Consider the following 16,811-nt stretch of genomic DNA (forward strand, 5'->3'; position numbering starts at 1 on the left):
AGACCAGATGTTTGCCGCCAGCTTCCTTCAGATTCCACCTCGTGATGGACACCTTTGCCTTTGGCTGTAACCTTCCCACTATCAGGGCGGTTTGGGGACTTTCACCCGTTAGAGTACGTTCGTGCTGGACGAACAACGAAAGCAGCGACCTCACAGGCCGCTGCTTTTTATTTACAACAATATCTGTTTCAGGAAGCGATTCTCGCTAGGCTGATAAGGTTCGGCATAGAGATAGCCGCAGTCCAGGCACCATCCTCCTCCGAGAAGCACATACTCGAGGGACGCCGCGAAACGGTGGCCATGTTCGCACTCCCACAGGAACTGTGTACCCTTCTTCCATGCTCCGGACCCGTCCTGCGCCCAAGGAGAAGCCTCCCATGCATGTTCGAGAGTAGCGTCAGGCAGAGTAGAGATCGCTGATGACATTGCCGTGACAGGCAATGAAGTGAGGTCAGGGATAAGAGCCGGATCGAGAAGACCGAGGCAACGTCCTCCGCGGAACTCGGCGGCCGCCTGGATCTCTTCCTTGGTGAGAGCATATATGCTCTTGCTCTCGTCATATCCATGGTCGAGATTCTCGGCCTCGCCGGACTGGACGGCCTTCTCAAGGTTCTTCTCCATGTATCCGGGACGCATCTGCGCCCATGAATGTATTCCTTCATAAGCCTCGCGCGAACCATAATACGCATTGAGGCGCTCAGGGTTGTTCTTCGCCCACGACTGTGTGCCCATGCCATCCTCGAAAGCAAATCTCTTCATGAACATCTTGATTGCCCAGGCAGGCGCAAGAGGCGCGAGCTTGTAATACCAGTCGAGCTGGCCCTTGAGCTGTGCGAAATACTCGTCGACAGGGAGGTTGGCGCGGAAATGGAGATACTTCTCGAGCTCATCCGCGTCCGTATACCACATTCCGTGGAAATTCCTCGTCGCGAACCACTTCGCCTCGAACACCTTCTCCGGTCCGGGAAGGCCGAGTCCATTGAGGAGACGCGTCTCGAACTCGTAGTTGCTCATGCGGTACTGCTCACCGCTGGAGATGTTGTAGAAACGGTTCCAGAACTCCTCCGGCACGTCATCCTCGATCACGTTGGCCATGAGCCTGCCGGAATCCTCTACGGTAGCCCATTCGAGGGCACCGCGCACTGGGACATGGAAGGCGGTCGGATTGACGACCTTGAGTATGCCCGCGTAGAGTATGCCGCTCTGGCGGAGGGATACCCAATGCTTCAGACCTGAATCCGCAAAGATCTTCTCGGCTGCGCACTTCGAAACCGAGTACATGTCGTACAGGCTCGCACGCTGAGGGTCACCGGTACGGCCCCAGAGGGTCTCGGCCATCCTGTTTCCATACTGGGCCACCGAACCTATATATACTACGCGGATGTCGTCCGCGTTCGGCTGCTCAAGCACGGCTTTCACCACATTCTGGGCTGCGGTGATGTTGACCTTGAGAGTCTTTTCGGGATAGTAGTCTGCGGCCGGGCTGACCATGCCTCCTACATGGAGGACATAGTCCGATCCCGCTACCGCCTTCTTCACGTCTTCGAGGACGCAGAGATCACCCCAGACGACGGTGACGGCGGGATCGTTCATATAAGGAGCCAGTGCCTTCTCGTTCTTCTTGCTCTTTCGCGCGAGCAGGCGTATGTCAAATCTGTCCTTCTTCTTAAGGATTTCCTGAAATCCATGCCACCCCATGTTGCCGGTGGCTCCGGACAGGAATACTGTCTTCTTCATTCTTTCGTATGGTTTAGCGTTAGGTAAGTTTCAGGTTATTTCAGCCAGCTCTCAGGATTCTGGGCCTTCTGGCCCTGCCATACCTCGAAGTGGACCTGGGTCTCTCCGTTGATGGTATCGACGATTCCGACCTGCTGACCGGTCTTCACCTTGTCTCCGGCCTTGACCAAAGTCGACTGGAGCTTGCAGTAGAGAGTGAAATAGTTGCCGTGCTGTACGAGCACGCACTGGTTGTATCCCGGAAGCACGACTATCTGCTTCACCACACCGTCGAACACGGCGCACACCTTTGCATTGGCCTGGGCAGCGATGTCAATTCCGTTGTTGAAAGGAAGCTTCACGTTGGTGAATACGGCATGGTAGTGCTGTCCGAACTTGCCGACCACCGGACCGTCCACCGGCCATGGGAGTCGACCCTTGTTCCTGGAGAACTCGGCTGCGAGGGCCTTGTCGACTTCCATCTTCTTGCCGTCGCTCTTGACGTTCTTGTCCGTGCTCTTCGATGCCGCGCTCATGGCCGCAGCGATGATCCTCTGTATCTCCTTGTTCAGGGACTCGACCTGCTTCTTCTTCGAAGCAAGCTCGTTCTCGTACTTGCGTCTGTTCTTCTGCAGGTCGTTCACGATCTTCTGATCGGCAGCCTGCTCCTGCTCGAGCTTCGCCTGCTCCTGCTTGCGTTCCACGCGCACAGCCTCACTCTCGGCCTTGAGCTTCTCCAGCTCAAGCTTCTCATACTCGAGTTCCTCCTTGGCCTCGCGCAGCTTGGTCGCCTGGTCCTTGAGGTTGCTCGAGAGGTTCTTGAAATAGCTGTAGCGGCGGAAACCCTGGGTGAGGTTCTCGCTGGCGATTATGTACATGTACCATATCCTCGTGTCCCTGTTTCTGTAGGATGCGTTCACGAGGCGCGAGTAATATGTCGAAAGGGTGTCGACGCGGCGCTGCAGCTCACCTATCTGGCGCTGATGGGCGTAGATGCTGTCGCTGTAGGTGCGGATCTTTCGGTCGCTCTCCGCGACCATCTCCCTCTGGAGGCTGACCTTCTTGCGGGAGAGTTCGAGCTGGGAAAGGGCGTTCTTGCTCTGCTTGCGGTTCTCGTTGAGCTGACGGTCGAGTATCGCCATCTCCTGCTCCAGCTTCTTTTTCTTTGCTTCTTGGGCGCGGGTATCCTGGGCCTGGAGAGATAGGCTCGCAAGACTCATCACGACGACGAGAGATATGACCCTGAACCACCTCATTTCTATTTCTCCTTGGCTGCAGCCTGGCTGCGGTACATCTCGGCGAGATCCTTCTTGCCGGTTGCTTCGAGCACGTCCGCATAGTGGCGGAGCTCCTCCGCGTTATCCTTTCCGCCGTAGATCATCACCCTCTTGAAGATAGCGAGGGCCTCGGTGTCCTTGCCCATGAGGTGGAGTATCCAACCGAAGGTGTCGAGATAGGTTGCATTATCCGGTTCGAGCTCCGTACACTTGCGGCTCATCTGATAAGCCTTCTTGAGCTTCTTGCCTGTCGTGCAGAGATAATATGCATAGTTGTTGAGAGCCGGCGCATAGTCAGGATCGTCCTTGAGCGCGGCCTCATAGTACTTGTATGCCTTCTTGTTGTCGCCGAGGGAATGGTAGCTGTCGCCGACATTGGCGTTTGCCACCGCGACCTGTTTCTTGTCGCCGGCCTTCTTTGCCCTCTCAAGCTGTATGAGAGAGAGGTCGAGCACCTTCCCGAGATTTCCGAGCTGATACTCCGCGTATGTCGCAATCTCCATGAAGGAGCTTTCCTCCGGGAACGTGAGCATAGCCTTCTCCGCGGTCTGAGCCACTCCGGCATAGTCGTCGTAGCCGAGCATCAGCGAGATAAGATAGCTTACGGCCATGTCGTTGTCCGGGTGGGTATCGGCGCAGAGCTGATAGAGGCGGTAGAGATCGTCGCGGTAGCCATGGACAAGCCTCTGGTCCGCATGCTGGACGATCTGCTTGAGATAGTCCATCTTCATTTCCGCCGGTGCCGAAGGGTCTGCCACGAATGGCTCCAAGGCCTCGATGAACTTCGCATAGTCCCTCTTCATCCTGTGAACCTCGGCCTTGCCGACCACCGCCGGCGCATAGCCCGGTGCCATGGAGAGAGCCTCGTCGTAGAGAGCCACGGCTATGCTGTCCTTGTACATGGAGAGGTTGTAGTCTCCGAGTATGCTGAGAATCTGAGGAGAAGGATATTCGTCATAAACGGACTCGAGGAAGTCATATGCTTCCTGCTGATGGTTCATCTGCCCGAGAAGCTGGAACCTGGCCATCGCGGTACCGTCGGAACGTCCCTGAAGGCCCTCGATCTTGTCAAGAATGTCCAGCGCATCCTCGTTCCTGCCGGTCGAAGAATAGAGTTCGATGAGATTGTAGTAGACATCGCTCTTCTTCGGGAAGTCACGGAGTATGGCCTCGTATTCCTTGATGGCCTGCTCGTCCCTGCCGGTTGCAGAATAGAGTACTGCAGCCCTCTGACGATACCAGTAGTTGGTGCTGTCGAGCTGGACCGCCTTCGTGATATGGAGCTCAGCCTGCTCGAGATCGTTCATGGCGGCTGCGCATAGGCCAAGGTAGTAGTGGGCAGCGTCCATCGAGTCATCCTTGTTCAGGATAGCCTGGAGGGTCGCCGCTGCCTTCTTGTAATCACCAGAGTCATACTGCTGGACTGCCTGGAGATAAGCGTTCTCGAGCACCTTGCGGTCAAAATCCTGCGCATGGAGAGTCATGCACGGAAAGACGATCGCGAGAACCAAGAGTATATTTTTCCAAGTATTTGCCATAACTGTGTCAACATACAAAAATAGTACATTTTATTTATATTTGCTGACGTGGCGCCTTCCCTCATGTTTGTTTTTGATGACGATGCAACGCGGAGCCACATTATTGCATCTATCAAGCGTATTATCACCAAACCCTCGTGACCGACGAACAGAAATTGGTCAATGACTGTCTCAAAGGAGACCGCATCGCGCAGAAGCAGCTTTTCGACAGGCTGGCTCCGCTGATGCTGTCCGTGTGCCTGCGCTACGTGGGCGACAGGGCGACGGCCGAGGACCTGCTGCAGGATGGTTTCGTTGCGCTGTTCTCCAAGCTTGAGACTTACAAGGGAGACGGTTCCTTCGAGGGATGGGCAAGGAAGATATTCGTGAACACGGCGCTGATGTTCCTCAGGAAGAAGGATGCGCTGAAGATGAGCGAGGATCTGGAGAGCGCCAGGGAGCTGAGTTCCGAGCTGTCGACCCAGATGCAGGACATCGGATACAAGGAGCTGATGAAGCTGATCACAGAGCTCCCGCCGGGATTCAGGACAGTCTTCAACATGTACGTGATCGAGGGATATTCCCACAAGGAGATCGCAGATGAATTAGGAATTACGGAGACCACCTCCAGGACCCAGCTCAGCAGGGCAAGGATATGGCTCCAGAACAGAATAGCAGAACAGTGATGCAGGAATTTGATAAGCTCGTAAGATCCATGATGGAGAACGGAAGGGAGGAAGTCCCTGCCGGTCTCTGGGATGCCGTGCAGAGTCAGCTTCCGGCAGCCGCTCCTGCAAAGACCCAGCGCAAGGCGGTGATCCTGACATGGACAAGGCGCGTCGGCGTCGCCCTCGCAGCAGCCGCTGCCCTCACTTTCGGCATCGTATATTCAGGCCGCAGACCTTCGAACGACCAGATCGAGATAGTCAGCGGAGCAAGGAACATGGTCGCTGACGTGGAGGAAGAGTCAATCTTCGTCGACGAGATGGTGACCAAAGCATCCGATTTCGTACCGAATGAGGTTCCTGACTCGCCCGTGAAGATACTTCGCCCAAGGCGCGTCGATTCGTCGAAGGCGACTTCTACCAGCAAGAACTCCCAGAGGAAAGACCTTGAGAAGGCCGCAGCTACCGAGGCCATCCCTCAGCAGAAGGCTGTTTCTACAGAGAATGCCGGCACCGCAGATAAGGTCGAAGAGAAGGCTGTCACTACCGAGAAGGTCAATGAGAACACTTCCGACACCAAGGCACTTGACATGATGGAATTCGAAGATTCATTCAAGGCCACCGCAAAGAAGCGCAAGAGTTCAGTATATTTCTCAGGAAACGCAAGCAGCAACACCAACCCTGCATCGAAGGGTCCGAACGGTATCATGAGAGTCCCAGCTGCAGCTCCTTCCGCAACCGGAATCACTGAGACCGGAGAATCTACCTTCATGATTCCTGTCAGCTTCGGTACCGGTATCAAGTTCCCTCTCGGCGAGCGCTGGTCCATCGGACTCGGAGTCAACGCCACTTACCTTGGCAGGACATACGCAGGTACATACAGGGAATACGACGAGAGCGGCATGCTTCTCAAGAGCGAGACCTACTCGGACATCAGGAACAATCAGTTCTATGTCGGCATCCCTGTCAACGCATATTTCAGCATCGTCAGCAACAGATTCGTGGACTTCTATGTATACGGTGGCGGCTCGGCTGAGAAGTGCGTCTATAACAACAACATCATGCAGTCACCTGGAGGAAACACCTACTTCAAGGGTCAGAAGGGTGGCGTGATGTTCTCGGCCGGACTCGGACTCGGTTGCGAGTTCATGGTGGCCGACCATCTCGGAATCTACATCGACCCAAGTGCAAGATACTATTTCAAGGGCAAGAACATGCCTAAGAGCGTAAGGACTCAGCAGCCTTTCATGGCTGGCATCGAGCTCGGTCTCAGGGTCAAGCTTTAAGATAATTCCTAGGCTGCCGAAAGGCGCCAAAGAGTATAACAACAACTACAAACTAACCAAGTGACGGCCACACCGTGAGGTGCAGCCGTCATTCTTTTTATGCTATCCTATTGCTACTTTGCGTATATCGCGTAGAGGGACGAGCCCGAACCGGACATCGATGCGTATACCGCTCCTCCGTCGTAGAGTTCCTGCTTTATCTCGGCGAGCCTTGGGTACTTCGCAAAGACCGTGGTCTCGAAATCATTGGCGAGAGCGTCCTTCCATGAAGATACAGGGCGGGAAAGTATCTCCTTCAGGCTGGTCTGAGGTACTGCGGGGACTATGCCCCTATATGCGTCGGCCGTAGATACCGCTATTCCCTGAGGCACAGTCACGACGAGCTTGTATGGACAATCCTCCGCGCCTTCCTGACCATAATCGAGTCCCTCGAGAGCAAAATCCTCCAACACCTCGCCCCTGCCGGAACCGAACATCGGACGGTTGTACACGAAGAATGCGCAGTCGCTGCCCAACTTTGCCGCATAGCTTGCGAGGACATCGTCGGAGAGGCCGAGCGAGAAAAGCTCGCTGATGCACCTCAACGCGAATGCCGCATCCGAAGAACCGCCGCCGAGGCCGGCACCTACCGGAGACCTCTTCTCGAGACGGATGCTCACGGCAGGGATATCATGATCAGCCTTGAGGAGCTGGTATGCCCTGACGGTAAGGTCTGTCATCGGATCCCAGTCGACTCCGCCTTCCTTGACGATGTCGATCGAGAATTCCTCGGACGGTACGATCTCCAGCACATCGGAGATCCCATGATATGGTACGAAGAGGGTTTCCAGGTCGTGGTAACCGTCTTCTCTCTTGCGCAGGACGTTGAGTCCCACATTTACTTTGACGTTCGGGTAGACTATCATATATCCCAAATATCATAAAAAATCTCTACATTTGGGATACCAATCATAAACTTACGGAAAAATGATAGCAAAAATCATCTACATCCTCGGCGTCCTCGCCGCTATCTGGTGTGTCCTTGACATCCTCAAGAAGAACTGTGGTCTCATCGAGAAGATACTCCTCTGCGTCCTCGTGCTCGCTTGCAGCTGGATCGGTATCGCTATCTACTATTTCCTCCTCCGCAACCGCATCTAGGATGCTCGAAGCGGGAATCAAGGGTCGTCAGGAGACAGTCGTCACTGAGGACCAGCTTGCCGTGAACGTCGGTAGCGGCAAGGTCAGGGTATTTGCTACCCCGATGATGATCGCTCTGATCGAGAAGACCGCGTCACTTTCGGTGGAGCCTGAGCTCGCCGAGGGTCAGACAACCGTCGGCACTATGCTCAACGTCTCGCACTGCTCTGCGACTCCTCTCGGTATGAAGGTATGGGCGGAAAGCGAGTTGGTGGAGATCGACCGCAGGAGGCTCGTGTTCAAGGTTGCGGCATATGACGAGGCCGGCCTCATCGGAGAGGGTACGCACAAGAGATTCATCATCGACATGGAGAAGTTCCAGTCGAAGACCGATTCCAAGAAAGCTCAGTAAAGACTGACTACAGAAACAAGCTACACCGGTCCTACGCAGCCTTTGCGCGGGACTGGTTTACTATTATCACGCCGCTGAACACAAGTACGGTTGCAAGCAGCTTCTGCCAGCTGAGGGTATCGATTCCCACGCAGATGCTGATCACAGCCGCTATGACAGGCTGGGTGTAGGAATACATGCTGACCAGGGTCGGGCGTATGCGCTGCTGTCCGTATGGGATGAGGAAGTACGCGAAGAAAGTCGCGAAAATGATGAGGAATCCTATCTCAAGGCCCACCTGCAGGGATATCTCCGAATAATGGGTGGTCACGAGTCCCTCCGCAGAGAACGGGAGCGACATCGCAAGCGCGAAGAGGAACATCCATTTCATGAAGGTCACGACGCTGTACTTGTTGATCAGCGGGCGGAAGATACCCAGGTAGCATGCGAAGCTCGAGGTGTTGAGCACGAGGAGCAATATGCCAAGAGGAGTGGTCTGATCCGCTCCTCGGTTCACGGTCACTGAGTTCAGGATGAGGAATATCACGCCTCCGAAGCTGAGGAACACGCCGAAGGCCTTCTTCCATGTGATCGGCTCCTTGAGGAAGACCGCCGCCACGAACATCGTGAAGATAGGAGTGATCGAGCCGATGATCGAAGTGTCGATCGCCGTAGTGACGGTGATGGCCTTCAGGAAGGTGAGCTGAGGCACGAAAAGGCCGAGGAAGGCCGCAACTGCTATGCTCAGTATATCCTTCGGATCCACTTTCTCCTTCGGCATGAAGAAGGATATTATCCAAAACAGGGAGACGGTTCCGATGGCCCTCAACGAGAAGAGGACGATGGGAGTCACGAGCCCAGAGTTCGCTATGTCCTTTGTCGTGACTATGTTTATTCCGAATATCGCATAAGCGGCCGCTGCCGCAAGATGTCCTGCTATCTGTCTCTTGTCCATACTGAGCTGACAGGCCTGTTCTAGCCAATCGGGCAGCAAAAATAGTCAAAAGAGTTTGATTAGTGAACTCTTTTTTCTGACTACAACGGAACCATTCGGTCGAGGAAGCGGTAGGATGAGGCTTCGGAAAGGTGGTTGAGACGGATGTCCGGGGACGCAGCCAGGTCAGCGATAGTACGGGCTATCTTCAGAATCCTCGTGCAGGCACGGGCGGAGAGTCCGAACCTTGTCATCAGCTTCTCCAGATAATCACGGCACTCCTGATCCAATGCACAATACTTGTTTATGAGGGCATTGTCCATCTCCGAATTGGAGAATATCCCGTCGTCCTTGAAACGCAAACGCTGGATTTCCCTTGCCGCAAGTACCCTCCTTGCGATGGTCTCCGAATGCTCGGCCTCCGGACGAGACATCATCTGCTTAGGATCCACCTGGTGGACCCAGAGATGGAGATCGATTCGATCCATGATCGGCCCCGAGAGCTTACTGAGGTATCCTTCCCTTCGTCCTGGAGTACAGGTGCAGCGATCCCCTTCCCCATAATACCCGCAAGGACAGGGATTGGATGCAGCGACCAGCATGAACGAGGCCGGATACACGACCTTCGTGCGTAATCGAGAGATGGTCACCTTCCTGTCTTCCATCGGAGCCCTCAACACTTCTATCAGCCTCTTGGGCGCTTCGCAGAATTCGTCGATCATGAGCACGCCGTTATGCGCGAGGCTGATTTCACCAGGCATGATGGTCTCGGATCCACCCCCGATCAGAGCCGGGACGGAAGCGCTCACATGAGGTGCCCTGAAGGGTCGCTGCCTTATGAGTCCACAACCCTCCTTCGTCCTTCCGGCGACTGAGTATATCTTGCTCGTCTGAAGGGCTTCCTCGGTGTTCATCGGGGGCAGGATCCCTGCGAGCGCCTTGGCCATGGAGCTCTTTCCGGAACCTGGAGGGCCGATGAGAATTACATTATGCGAGCCTGCCGCTGCAATCTCCAGTCCCCTCTTTGCGCCCTCCTGACCGATGATCTCGGAAAAGTCCATGACATCCGTAGAACTGTCGCTCACTACTCTGGGCGTATTTCTCACGAGCAGGTCATCTCGGCAGACCTCCCCTCCTACGATCTCCAGCACTTCATCCAGCGTCTCCACTCCGTAAATCTTCATATCCTCGAAGTCGGCCGCCTCCAAGGCAGAAGCCTTAGGAAGCACGCAACCCTCGAAACCCTCCAGCTTGGCCAATTCGCATATCGGAAGAGCTCCAGGCACAGGCCTTATCGACCCGTCAAGCCCGAGTTCACCCATTATGACATAGCGACCTAGCAGGGGCATTTCAACCTGACCAGATCCAGCCAGTATTCCCAAGGCGATCGGGAGGTCATAGCCGCTGCCCTTCTTATGCATGTCAGCAGGTGCCAGATTTATGACTATCTTCTTCCCTGGCACCCTATAGCCAATACTGCTTATGGCTGTGGATGTCCTGAGGACGCTTTCCTTCACTGCGGCATCAGCCAGTCCTACCAGATGGATGCCTATTCCGTTGGTCACCTCCACCTCGACGGTGACCCTCTGGGCTTCGATGCCTATGCACCTCGCCCCGTAGATGTTGATCAGCATTGCGTGTATTTCTAATGTCCAAGGCGAAGATGGGCACTAAAAAAATGAATCTACCCGGTAAAAATGCATATATGCCACGGAAAAATGTTTGTTTTTTCAAAAACGGGGAAGCAGTCATTTCTATACCTATTTTAGCGGAAAAGGACAATGGTATGAGAAGATTATTCATGTTGGTAATGGCATCCTTGCTGGCAGTTGGGTGCGATCTGGTGGACATGATCCGAGGTGCGAACGAAGAGGATGAACCAGAGGAAATCGTAAGGACAGAGGTATACGAAACCTTGCTGATGAGTGCCGTATCTTATCCTGAAGGCTATGACTGGAGACAGGACGCACACTATGGAGAGGTTCCCTGCAGCCTCCTGCTGATGACAGCGGACAGCGTGCTGCTGAGCCGTCCTGTCGGCGACCTTTACTGCACGGCATCGGACATCGACATGCACCGTATAGTGGGAGGCAAGCTGTATGATGACTGGGCGACCGATGAGGAGACGGTCATTCGCTGCAACGGGGAGATCGCGTACAGCATCTACGGACGCGAAATGGTAATATCCATGACCGAACAAGGAGGAGCGATGTACTCTCTCGGCTATCCGAAGTCCAAGGGAGGATATGTGCTGAGAAAGGACGGCAAGGCCATATCCCAAAGCTCCGAGGTCCTGCCGGCGACTCCGCTGATGATGGACCACGGCGTGCTGAGCTTCACCGGGGTCAGCCGCGACGAGGATGGCAACACTCAGTGGTGCATCGTGGAGAACGGCAAGATCTTGCCGGTAGATCATCCTTCCGAAAGCGCAAGGATAGTCAAGATGCTCCGCGCAGGCGGGAAAAGGCACAGGGCAATAAAGGCAGGCACATATCTCATCCTGACCATTGATGACGAGACTTTCTTCGTCGGCGTCAACATCACGGAGGACTATGAGCCTGGGGAATTCCTGTACGACGGATACCGTAGTGAATGCTACTTCGACGCGGTGAAGTTATCAGACGACGGCAGCCATGAGTATATAGTCTGGAAAGATGGCGAACAGGTATACAGTTACCATGGAGAGTTCAGGAAGGCAGCATGGTGTGTCGCTGACGGAAACCTCTGCATACTAGGTCTGGACGTGGAGAAGGAAAAGTGGATGATCATTCGGAACGGAATTGTTAGCGAACTCGAGGCTGGCTTGAAGCCACTGGGGTCCGCGGCGATGCTGATCCACGACGATGTACTATATATTGCGCTGGTGGATCAGAACGACGATGCCGTCCTGTGGAAGGACGGCATCGTGAAGAGTTTCGGTATCCATGGTTTCATCGACCACCTAGCAATAGGCGATGTTACCAGACTAGTGTACGGGACTGGTCGGGATTGACCCTTATCGTGACCTTGAGAGTCTCCTCAGGAAGGAGTTCCTCAACGTTCTCAGGCCATTCCATCAGGCACAGACATCCGCTGTCAAGATAATCGTATAGGCCTATGTCCATTGCCTCTGACGGCTTGGTGATGCGATAGAAGTCGAAGTGGAAGATAGACTCTCCGTCTGCAGCGACATACTCGTTGATGATGGTGAAGGTAGGAGAGCATACGGCGTCACCAACTCCGAGGACGCGGCAGAGCGCGGTCGTGAAGGTGGTCTTGCCAGAGCCCATAGGCGCATAGAACGCAATGAGCTTGCTATCCCCTATCTTGGAGAGGAATTCCTCGGCGGCCCTGTCTATGTCCGCAAGGTTCTTTATGACGACTTCGTTCATGTATGCTTATAGTATTGATCTGATGGCGTCCTCTATCTCCGCAGCGAGAGACTCGCGAAGTTCCTCATCCTCGATGCCCTGGAGGGCAGGGTGGATGAACGAGATCATCTGGAGGGTACGCGCCTCCTTGAGGGTGATGCCTCGGCTGCGCATATAGAACTGCTCATCCTCGTTGAGACGGCCTACGGTCGCTCCATGGGAGCACTTGACATCGTCCGCATATATCTCGAGCTGAGGACGCGTATCCACGCGTGCATCGTCGCTGAGGAGAATATTGTGGTTCGACTGGTATGCCTCGGTCTTCTGCGCATCCTGAGCTACGATTATCCTACCGTCGAAACCGACATGGGACTTGCCGCCGGCGATACCCTTGAAGAGCTGGTTGCTGTTGCAATGGCCGACCTTGTGGTTGAGATTCACGCTGATGTTCACCTTCTCCTCGGCACCGCAGACATAGACTCCAAAGAGGTTCGCCTGAGCTCCATCTCCGTCGAGTTCGACTGAGAGTGGCAGATCGCAGCTTACGCCCGGCATGACGACTATGGTCATGTCGAGAGTCTCACCGGCTCCGAGAGTGAAGCTGGCAGGAATCTGAGGCAGCGCTGTGCCTGGCTTTATGACGTAAAGCTTGTGCATGGTCTACTCGGTAATGCTGTCGTAACCCTTTTCCTCGATCTGATCAACGAGCTCGCGGCCTGCGGTCTTGACGATGCGTCCGTCCTTGAGGACATGAACGACGTCTGGCACGATATAGTCGAGAAGCCTCTGGTAGTGGGTGATGACGATGGCAGCCTTCTCCGGAGTATGGAGAGAGTTCACGCCGCTCGCCACGATGCGGAGAGCGTCCACGTCAAGTCCGCTGTCAGTCTCGTCGAGAATGCTGAGGGTCGGATCGAGCATCGCCATCTGGAAGATCTCGTTACGCTTCTTCTCACCGCCGGAGAATCCGACGTTGACCTCACGCTTCGAGAACTCGCCCTTCATCTGCACGAAGGCCATCTTCTCCTTCATGAGCTTGAGGAACTCGCCTGCCTTCATAGGCTCAAGGCCCTGGGCCTCTCTACGGCAGTTCACCGCAGTCTTCATGAAGTTGGTTATGCTGACACCCGGAATCTCCACGGGGTACTGGAAGGAAAGGAAGATACCTGCCCAGGCCCTCTGCTCAGGAGTCATCGCGAGAAGGTCCTGGCCCATGAAGGTAATGGAACCTTCGGTCACCACGAACTGGGGCTTGCCGGCGAGCACGGCGCTGAGCGTACTCTTTCCAGCACCGTTAGGGCCCATCACCGCATGGATTTCACCCTTCCTGATGGTGAGATCCACACCCTTGAGTATTTCCTTGTCCTCCACTCTTGCATGGAGATTTCTGATTTCGAGAAGTATATCGTTCATATCAGGCTTTTTTTCTGTAAAGCTTCATCCATCCCACGAGGGATACGATGCCGTTGATGAGGTAGAGTGCACATACGATAGGCATGAATACATGTCCTACGCTGATGTGGAGTATGAGCTGGGTGATGTTCACGAGCAGCCATGCAACCCAGCAATCCCATTTCTTAAGTGCGCTGAGGAACTGTGCGACGAGGATGAGCACGGTCACGCATGAGTCGAGGTAAGGATGCGGATCCAGAGGGAAGAGAGTGTCGAGGGTCCATCCCCAGAGACCGGCGATGAGGAACACCGAGCCGATCGCGAATGCCCTTCCTGCCCATGAGAGCATGGAAACCTTGAGGGCGCTGGCATCCGCGCTGCTCTCCTCTTCCTTCTTCGGATGTGTCCAGCGATAATGGCCCATGATGTTGATCGCGAGCGATATCGGCTGAAGCAGGAGGCTTGCGTAGAGGTTCTTGTTCCAGAACATCAGGAACAGCGCTGCGGTATAGAAGTATCCCACCCAGAAATTGTATTTGCTGTTGCGACCCGCGAGGAACACGCAGGTGAGACCGAGCACCGATGTGATGATGTCGATCAGCAGCACCGGATAGTCTCCGGCAAAGGTGAATACAGTGTAATTGATCCAGTCCATGATAGTTTATCCAATAGATCCTTCGAGTGAGACGGAAAGGAGCTTGCGCGCCTCGACTGCAAACTCCATCGGGAGCTTCGCGAGGACTTCCTGCGCATATCCATTTACGATGAGGCCAACAGCCTCTTCAGGGCCTATACCGCGTTGGTTGCAGTAGAAGAGCTGGTCTTCACTGATCTTCGAGGTGGTCGCCTCGTGCTCCACGGTGGCCGTACGGTTAGAATTTTCGATTACCGGGAAGGTATGTGCTCCGCACTTGTCTCCGATGAGGAGGCTGTCGCACTGCGAGAAGTTACGGGCATTGTCAGCCCCCGGAAGCATCTTAACGAGGCCTCGGTAGCTGTTCTGGCTGTGTCCTGCCGATATACCCTTGCTGACGATGCGGCTGCGGGTATTCCTTCCGGCATGGATCATCTTCGTTCCGGTGTCCGCCTGCTGGTAGTTGTTGGTGACGGCCACGGAATAGAACTCGGACGACGAATTGTCACCCTTGAGTATGGTGGAAGGATATTTCCATGTGATTGCGGATCCGGTCTCGACCTGAGTCCAGCTCAGATGGCTGCCGCTGCCCTTGCAGATACCGCGCTTGGTCACGAAGTTGAAGATTCCGCCCTTGCCCTGCGCATCTCCCGGATACCAGTTCTGGACGGTGGAGTACTTCACGTCGGCATCCTTCTCGACCACGATCTCGACGACCGCGGCATGGAGCTGGTTCTCGTCACGCATAGGCGCGGTGCAACCTTCCATGTAGCTCACGTATGAGCCTTCGTCTGCGACGATGAGGGTACGCTCGAACTGGCCGGTGCCCTTCGCATTGATGCGGAAGTAGGACGAGAGCTCCATAGGACAGCGCACGCCCTTGGGGATATAGCAGAACGAGCCGTCACTGAACACGGCGCTGTTCAGAGCTGAATAGTAGTTGTCTCCGGCGGGAACGACGGTAGCGAGATACTTGCGGACGAGGTCCGGGTGCTCCTGCACTGCCTCCGAGAACGAGCAGAAGATGATGCCCTTCGCCGAGAGAGCCTTGCGGAAGGTGGTCTTCACGGAAACGGAATCGAACACGGCATCGACGGCGACGTTCGAAGAGCTCTGGGGTTCCTCTGCTGCCTTCACTCCGGCAAGCACTTCCCTCTCCGAAAGTGGAATTCCGAGCTTGTCGAAGGTCTTCATGAGCTCAGGGTCGATCTCCTTCGGACGGTCGCTCTCCTTCTTCGGAGCAGCATAGTAGATGATATCCTGGAAATCTATCTCCGGGATATCAAGGTGGGCCCACTTCGGTACAGGCATGGTCTGCCACTTGCGGAACGCCTTGAGGCGGAACTCAAGCAGCCACTCCGGCTCGTTCTTCTTGGCCGAGATAAGGCGGACGATGTCCTCGTTCAGACCTTTCGGAATGAACTCCTGCTCGACCTCCGTGACGAATCCGTGCTCGTACTCCTGGGTCGTTATGTCTTCAATGATATTTTCCATCTTAAAATGCGTTGGCAAAGGTAAGAAAAATGTTATTTTTGTGTCCTATAATTGGAACTATAAACTAACAACATGAGAGTAATCATTGAACCTAGCTACGCCGAACTTTCAAAGTGGGCAGCTAACTATGTTGCAAAAAAGATCAACGAGGCCAATCCGACCCCTGAAAAGCCATTCAAGCTCGGATGTCCTACCGGCTCTTCCCCTCTCGGCCTCTACAAGGAGCTCATCGCCCTCAACAAGGCCGGAAAGGTTTCTTTCCAGAACGTTGTAACCTTCAACATGGACGAGTATGTGAATCTCCCAGAGGAGCATCCTGAGTCTTACCACAGCTTCATGTGGACCAATTTCTTCAGCCACATCGACATCAAGAAGGAGAACGTGCACATCCTCAACGGTAACGCTCCAGACCTCGCAGCAGAGTGCGCTCAGTACGAGGAGGCAATCAAGGCTGCCGGCGGAATCGACCTCTTCATGGGCGGAATCGGCCCTGACGGTCACATCGCATTCAACGAGCCAGGCTCATCTCTCACCAGCCGCACACGCGTGAAGACCCTCACCACTGACACCATCATCGCAAACTGCCGCTTCTTCGACAACAACGTCGACCTCGTCCCTAAGACAGCCCTCACCGTCGGCGTAGGTACAGTCATGGACGCCAAGGAAGTGCTCATCGTATGCAACGGCCACAACAAGGCCCGCGCTCTCCAGCACGGAATCGAGGAAGGCATCAGCCAGATGTGGACCATCAGCGCCCTTCAGATGCACCCACACGCAATCATCGTCTGCGACGAGGCTGCCTGCGGCGAGCTCAAGGTCGACACCTACAAGTACTTCAAGGATATCGAGAAGGACAACCTCTAATCGACAGTCCCATGGCCGGAAGCGGCCCTTGAATCGAGTAGGAGGAAAACAAAAGTAGTTTCCTCCTACTTTTGTTTTCCGACCTCTCACACCACCGTACGTGCCGTTCGGCATACGGCGGTTCTTCATTGTTCAGTGCAATTTGACGTAGTAGTCCATAAGACAAGGATAG

The 16,811-nt window shown here is 54.7% G+C and carries 16 protein-coding genes and 1 pseudogene; 6 read left to right on the forward strand and 11 right to left on the reverse strand.

What is annotated here, in order from left to right:
* Window positions 1-171: 171 nt before the first annotated feature.
* The 3 genes from AC06ND_RS08630 to AC06ND_RS08640 are packed head-to-tail and all read right to left on the reverse strand — an operon-like array spanning window position 172 to window position 4,531.
* Window positions 172-1,737: an NAD-dependent epimerase/dehydratase family protein gene (locus AC06ND_RS08630; RefSeq protein ID WP_475678577.1), complete on the reverse strand. Its 1,566-nt coding sequence runs from the start codon at window positions 1,735-1,737 to the stop codon at window positions 172-174.
* 35 nt (window positions 1,738-1,772) lie between these two features.
* The gene (locus AC06ND_RS08635) at window positions 1,773-2,972 is read right to left on the reverse strand and encodes a murein hydrolase activator EnvC family protein (protein ID WP_475678578.1); all 1,200 of its coding nucleotides are present in this window, start codon (window positions 2,970-2,972) and stop codon (window positions 1,773-1,775) included.
* A 2-nt stretch (window positions 2,973-2,974) separates the two neighbouring features.
* Window positions 2,975-4,531, reverse strand: a complete 1,557-nt coding sequence (locus AC06ND_RS08640) for a tetratricopeptide repeat protein (protein ID WP_475678579.1) — start codon at window positions 4,529-4,531, stop codon at window positions 2,975-2,977.
* A 137-nt stretch (window positions 4,532-4,668) separates the two neighbouring features.
* On the opposite strand from AC06ND_RS08640, the gene AC06ND_RS08645 reads away from it, so the two are divergent.
* Complete coding sequence (locus AC06ND_RS08645; protein ID WP_475678580.1) at window positions 4,669-5,196, forward strand: RNA polymerase sigma factor; 528 nt, start codon at window positions 4,669-4,671, stop codon at window positions 5,194-5,196.
* Complete coding sequence (locus tag AC06ND_RS08650) at window positions 5,196-6,461, forward strand: porin family protein (protein ID WP_475678581.1); 1,266 nt, start codon at window positions 5,196-5,198, stop codon at window positions 6,459-6,461. The genes AC06ND_RS08645 and AC06ND_RS08650 overlap by 1 nt, the downstream gene beginning before the upstream one ends.
* A gap of 113 nt (window positions 6,462-6,574) precedes the next feature.
* Here AC06ND_RS08650 and AC06ND_RS08655 read toward each other — a convergent pair whose 3' ends face one another.
* Window positions 6,575-7,336 (reverse strand): 4-(cytidine 5'-diphospho)-2-C-methyl-D-erythritol kinase, encoded by a 762-nt coding sequence (locus AC06ND_RS08655; RefSeq protein WP_475678582.1) that lies wholly within the window; start codon window positions 7,334-7,336, stop codon window positions 6,575-6,577.
* A 91-nt stretch (window positions 7,337-7,427) separates the two neighbouring features.
* Here AC06ND_RS08655 and AC06ND_RS08660 point away from each other — a divergent pair, with 91 nt between their 5' ends.
* Window positions 7,428-7,601, forward strand: coding sequence for a hypothetical protein (locus tag AC06ND_RS08660; protein ID WP_475678583.1), 174 nt, complete (start codon window positions 7,428-7,430; stop codon window positions 7,599-7,601).
* A 1-nt stretch (window position 7,602) separates the two neighbouring features.
* A complete protein-coding gene (locus AC06ND_RS08665) occupies window positions 7,603-7,992 on the forward strand; it encodes a thioesterase family protein (protein ID WP_475678584.1) in 390 nt (129 codons plus the stop codon).
* Window positions 7,993-8,023: 31 nt separating this feature from the next.
* On the opposite strand, the gene AC06ND_RS08670 is transcribed toward AC06ND_RS08665, so the two are convergent.
* A complete protein-coding gene (locus tag AC06ND_RS08670) occupies window positions 8,024-8,926 on the reverse strand; it encodes a DMT family transporter (protein WP_475678585.1) in 903 nt (300 codons plus the stop codon).
* An 80-nt stretch (window positions 8,927-9,006) separates the two neighbouring features.
* Window positions 9,007-10,539 (reverse strand): YifB family Mg chelatase-like AAA ATPase, encoded by a 1,533-nt coding sequence (locus AC06ND_RS08675; RefSeq protein ID WP_475678586.1) that lies wholly within the window; start codon window positions 10,537-10,539, stop codon window positions 9,007-9,009.
* Between the two features lie 152 nt (window positions 10,540-10,691).
* Between AC06ND_RS08675 and AC06ND_RS08680 the strand changes: the two genes are divergently transcribed.
* Window positions 10,692-11,897, forward strand: coding sequence for a hypothetical protein (locus tag AC06ND_RS08680; RefSeq protein ID WP_475678587.1), 1,206 nt, complete (start codon window positions 10,692-10,694; stop codon window positions 11,895-11,897).
* Here AC06ND_RS08680 and tsaE read toward each other — a convergent pair.
* The 5 genes and pseudogenes from tsaE to sufB all read right to left on the reverse strand — a co-directional run bounded on the left by tsaE (window position 11,863) and on the right by sufB (window position 15,775).
* On the reverse strand, window positions 11,863-12,276 hold the full coding sequence (gene tsaE / locus AC06ND_RS08685) for a tRNA (adenosine(37)-N6)-threonylcarbamoyltransferase complex ATPase subunit type 1 TsaE (protein ID WP_475678588.1): 414 nt from the start codon (window positions 12,274-12,276) through the stop codon (window positions 11,863-11,865). The two genes, AC06ND_RS08680 and tsaE, sit on opposite strands and share 35 nt — an antisense overlap.
* 6 nt (window positions 12,277-12,282) lie before the next feature.
* Window positions 12,283-12,912, reverse strand: coding sequence for a SufD family Fe-S cluster assembly protein (locus tag AC06ND_RS08690; RefSeq protein ID WP_475678589.1), 630 nt, complete (start codon window positions 12,910-12,912; stop codon window positions 12,283-12,285).
* A gap of 3 nt (window positions 12,913-12,915) precedes the next feature.
* A pseudogene (gene sufC, locus AC06ND_RS08695) lies at window positions 12,916-13,593 on the reverse strand (Fe-S cluster assembly ATPase SufC); the annotation flags it as partial.
* Between the two features lie 76 nt (window positions 13,594-13,669).
* Window positions 13,670-14,302, reverse strand: coding sequence for a nicotinamide riboside transporter PnuC (gene pnuC, locus AC06ND_RS08700; RefSeq protein WP_475678590.1), 633 nt, complete (start codon window positions 14,300-14,302; stop codon window positions 13,670-13,672).
* A 6-nt stretch (window positions 14,303-14,308) separates the two neighbouring features.
* A complete protein-coding gene (gene sufB, locus AC06ND_RS08705; RefSeq protein WP_475678591.1) occupies window positions 14,309-15,775 on the reverse strand; it encodes a Fe-S cluster assembly protein SufB in 1,467 nt (488 codons plus the stop codon).
* 72 nt (window positions 15,776-15,847) lie between these two features.
* On the opposite strand from sufB, the gene nagB reads away from it, so the two are divergent.
* On the forward strand, window positions 15,848-16,639 hold the full coding sequence (gene nagB / locus AC06ND_RS08710; RefSeq protein ID WP_475678592.1) for a glucosamine-6-phosphate deaminase: 792 nt from the start codon (window positions 15,848-15,850) through the stop codon (window positions 16,637-16,639).
* Window positions 16,640-16,811 lie beyond the last annotated feature (172 nt).

It is taken from the genome of Candidatus Cryptobacteroides sp., assembly GCF_056207615.1.

Bases quoted from the DNA above. Each gene is read 5' to 3' on its own strand.
- AC06ND_RS08630 (WP_475678577.1), bottom strand. From the start codon at position 1,737: ATGAAGAAGACAGTATTCCTGTCCGGAGCCACCGGCAACATGGGGTGG.
- AC06ND_RS08635 (WP_475678578.1), bottom strand. From the start codon at position 2,972: ATGAGGTGGTTCAGGGTCATATCTCTCGTCGTCGTGATGAGTCTTGCG.
- AC06ND_RS08640 (WP_475678579.1), bottom strand. From the start codon at position 4,531: ATGGCAAATACTTGGAAAAATATACTCTTGGTTCTCGCGATCGTCTTT.
- AC06ND_RS08650 (WP_475678581.1), top strand. From the start codon at position 5,196: ATGCAGGAATTTGATAAGCTCGTAAGATCCATGATGGAGAACGGAAGG.
- AC06ND_RS08660 (WP_475678583.1), top strand. From the start codon at position 7,428: ATGATAGCAAAAATCATCTACATCCTCGGCGTCCTCGCCGCTATCTGG.
- AC06ND_RS08665 (WP_475678584.1), top strand. From the start codon at position 7,603: ATGCTCGAAGCGGGAATCAAGGGTCGTCAGGAGACAGTCGTCACTGAG.
- AC06ND_RS08670 (WP_475678585.1), bottom strand. From the start codon at position 8,926: ATGGACAAGAGACAGATAGCAGGACATCTTGCGGCAGCGGCCGCTTAT.
- AC06ND_RS08675 (WP_475678586.1), bottom strand. From the start codon at position 10,539: ATGCTGATCAACATCTACGGGGCGAGGTGCATAGGCATCGAAGCCCAG.
- AC06ND_RS08680 (WP_475678587.1), top strand. From the start codon at position 10,692: ATGAGAAGATTATTCATGTTGGTAATGGCATCCTTGCTGGCAGTTGGG.
- tsaE (WP_475678588.1), bottom strand. From the start codon at position 12,276: ATGAACGAAGTCGTCATAAAGAACCTTGCGGACATAGACAGGGCCGCC.
- AC06ND_RS08690 (WP_475678589.1), bottom strand. From the start codon at position 12,912: ATGCACAAGCTTTACGTCATAAAGCCAGGCACAGCGCTGCCTCAGATT.
- pnuC (WP_475678590.1), bottom strand. From the start codon at position 14,302: ATGGACTGGATCAATTACACTGTATTCACCTTTGCCGGAGACTATCCG.
- sufB (WP_475678591.1), bottom strand. From the start codon at position 15,775: ATGGAAAATATCATTGAAGACATAACGACCCAGGAGTACGAGCACGGA.
- nagB (WP_475678592.1), top strand. From the start codon at position 15,848: ATGAGAGTAATCATTGAACCTAGCTACGCCGAACTTTCAAAGTGGGCA.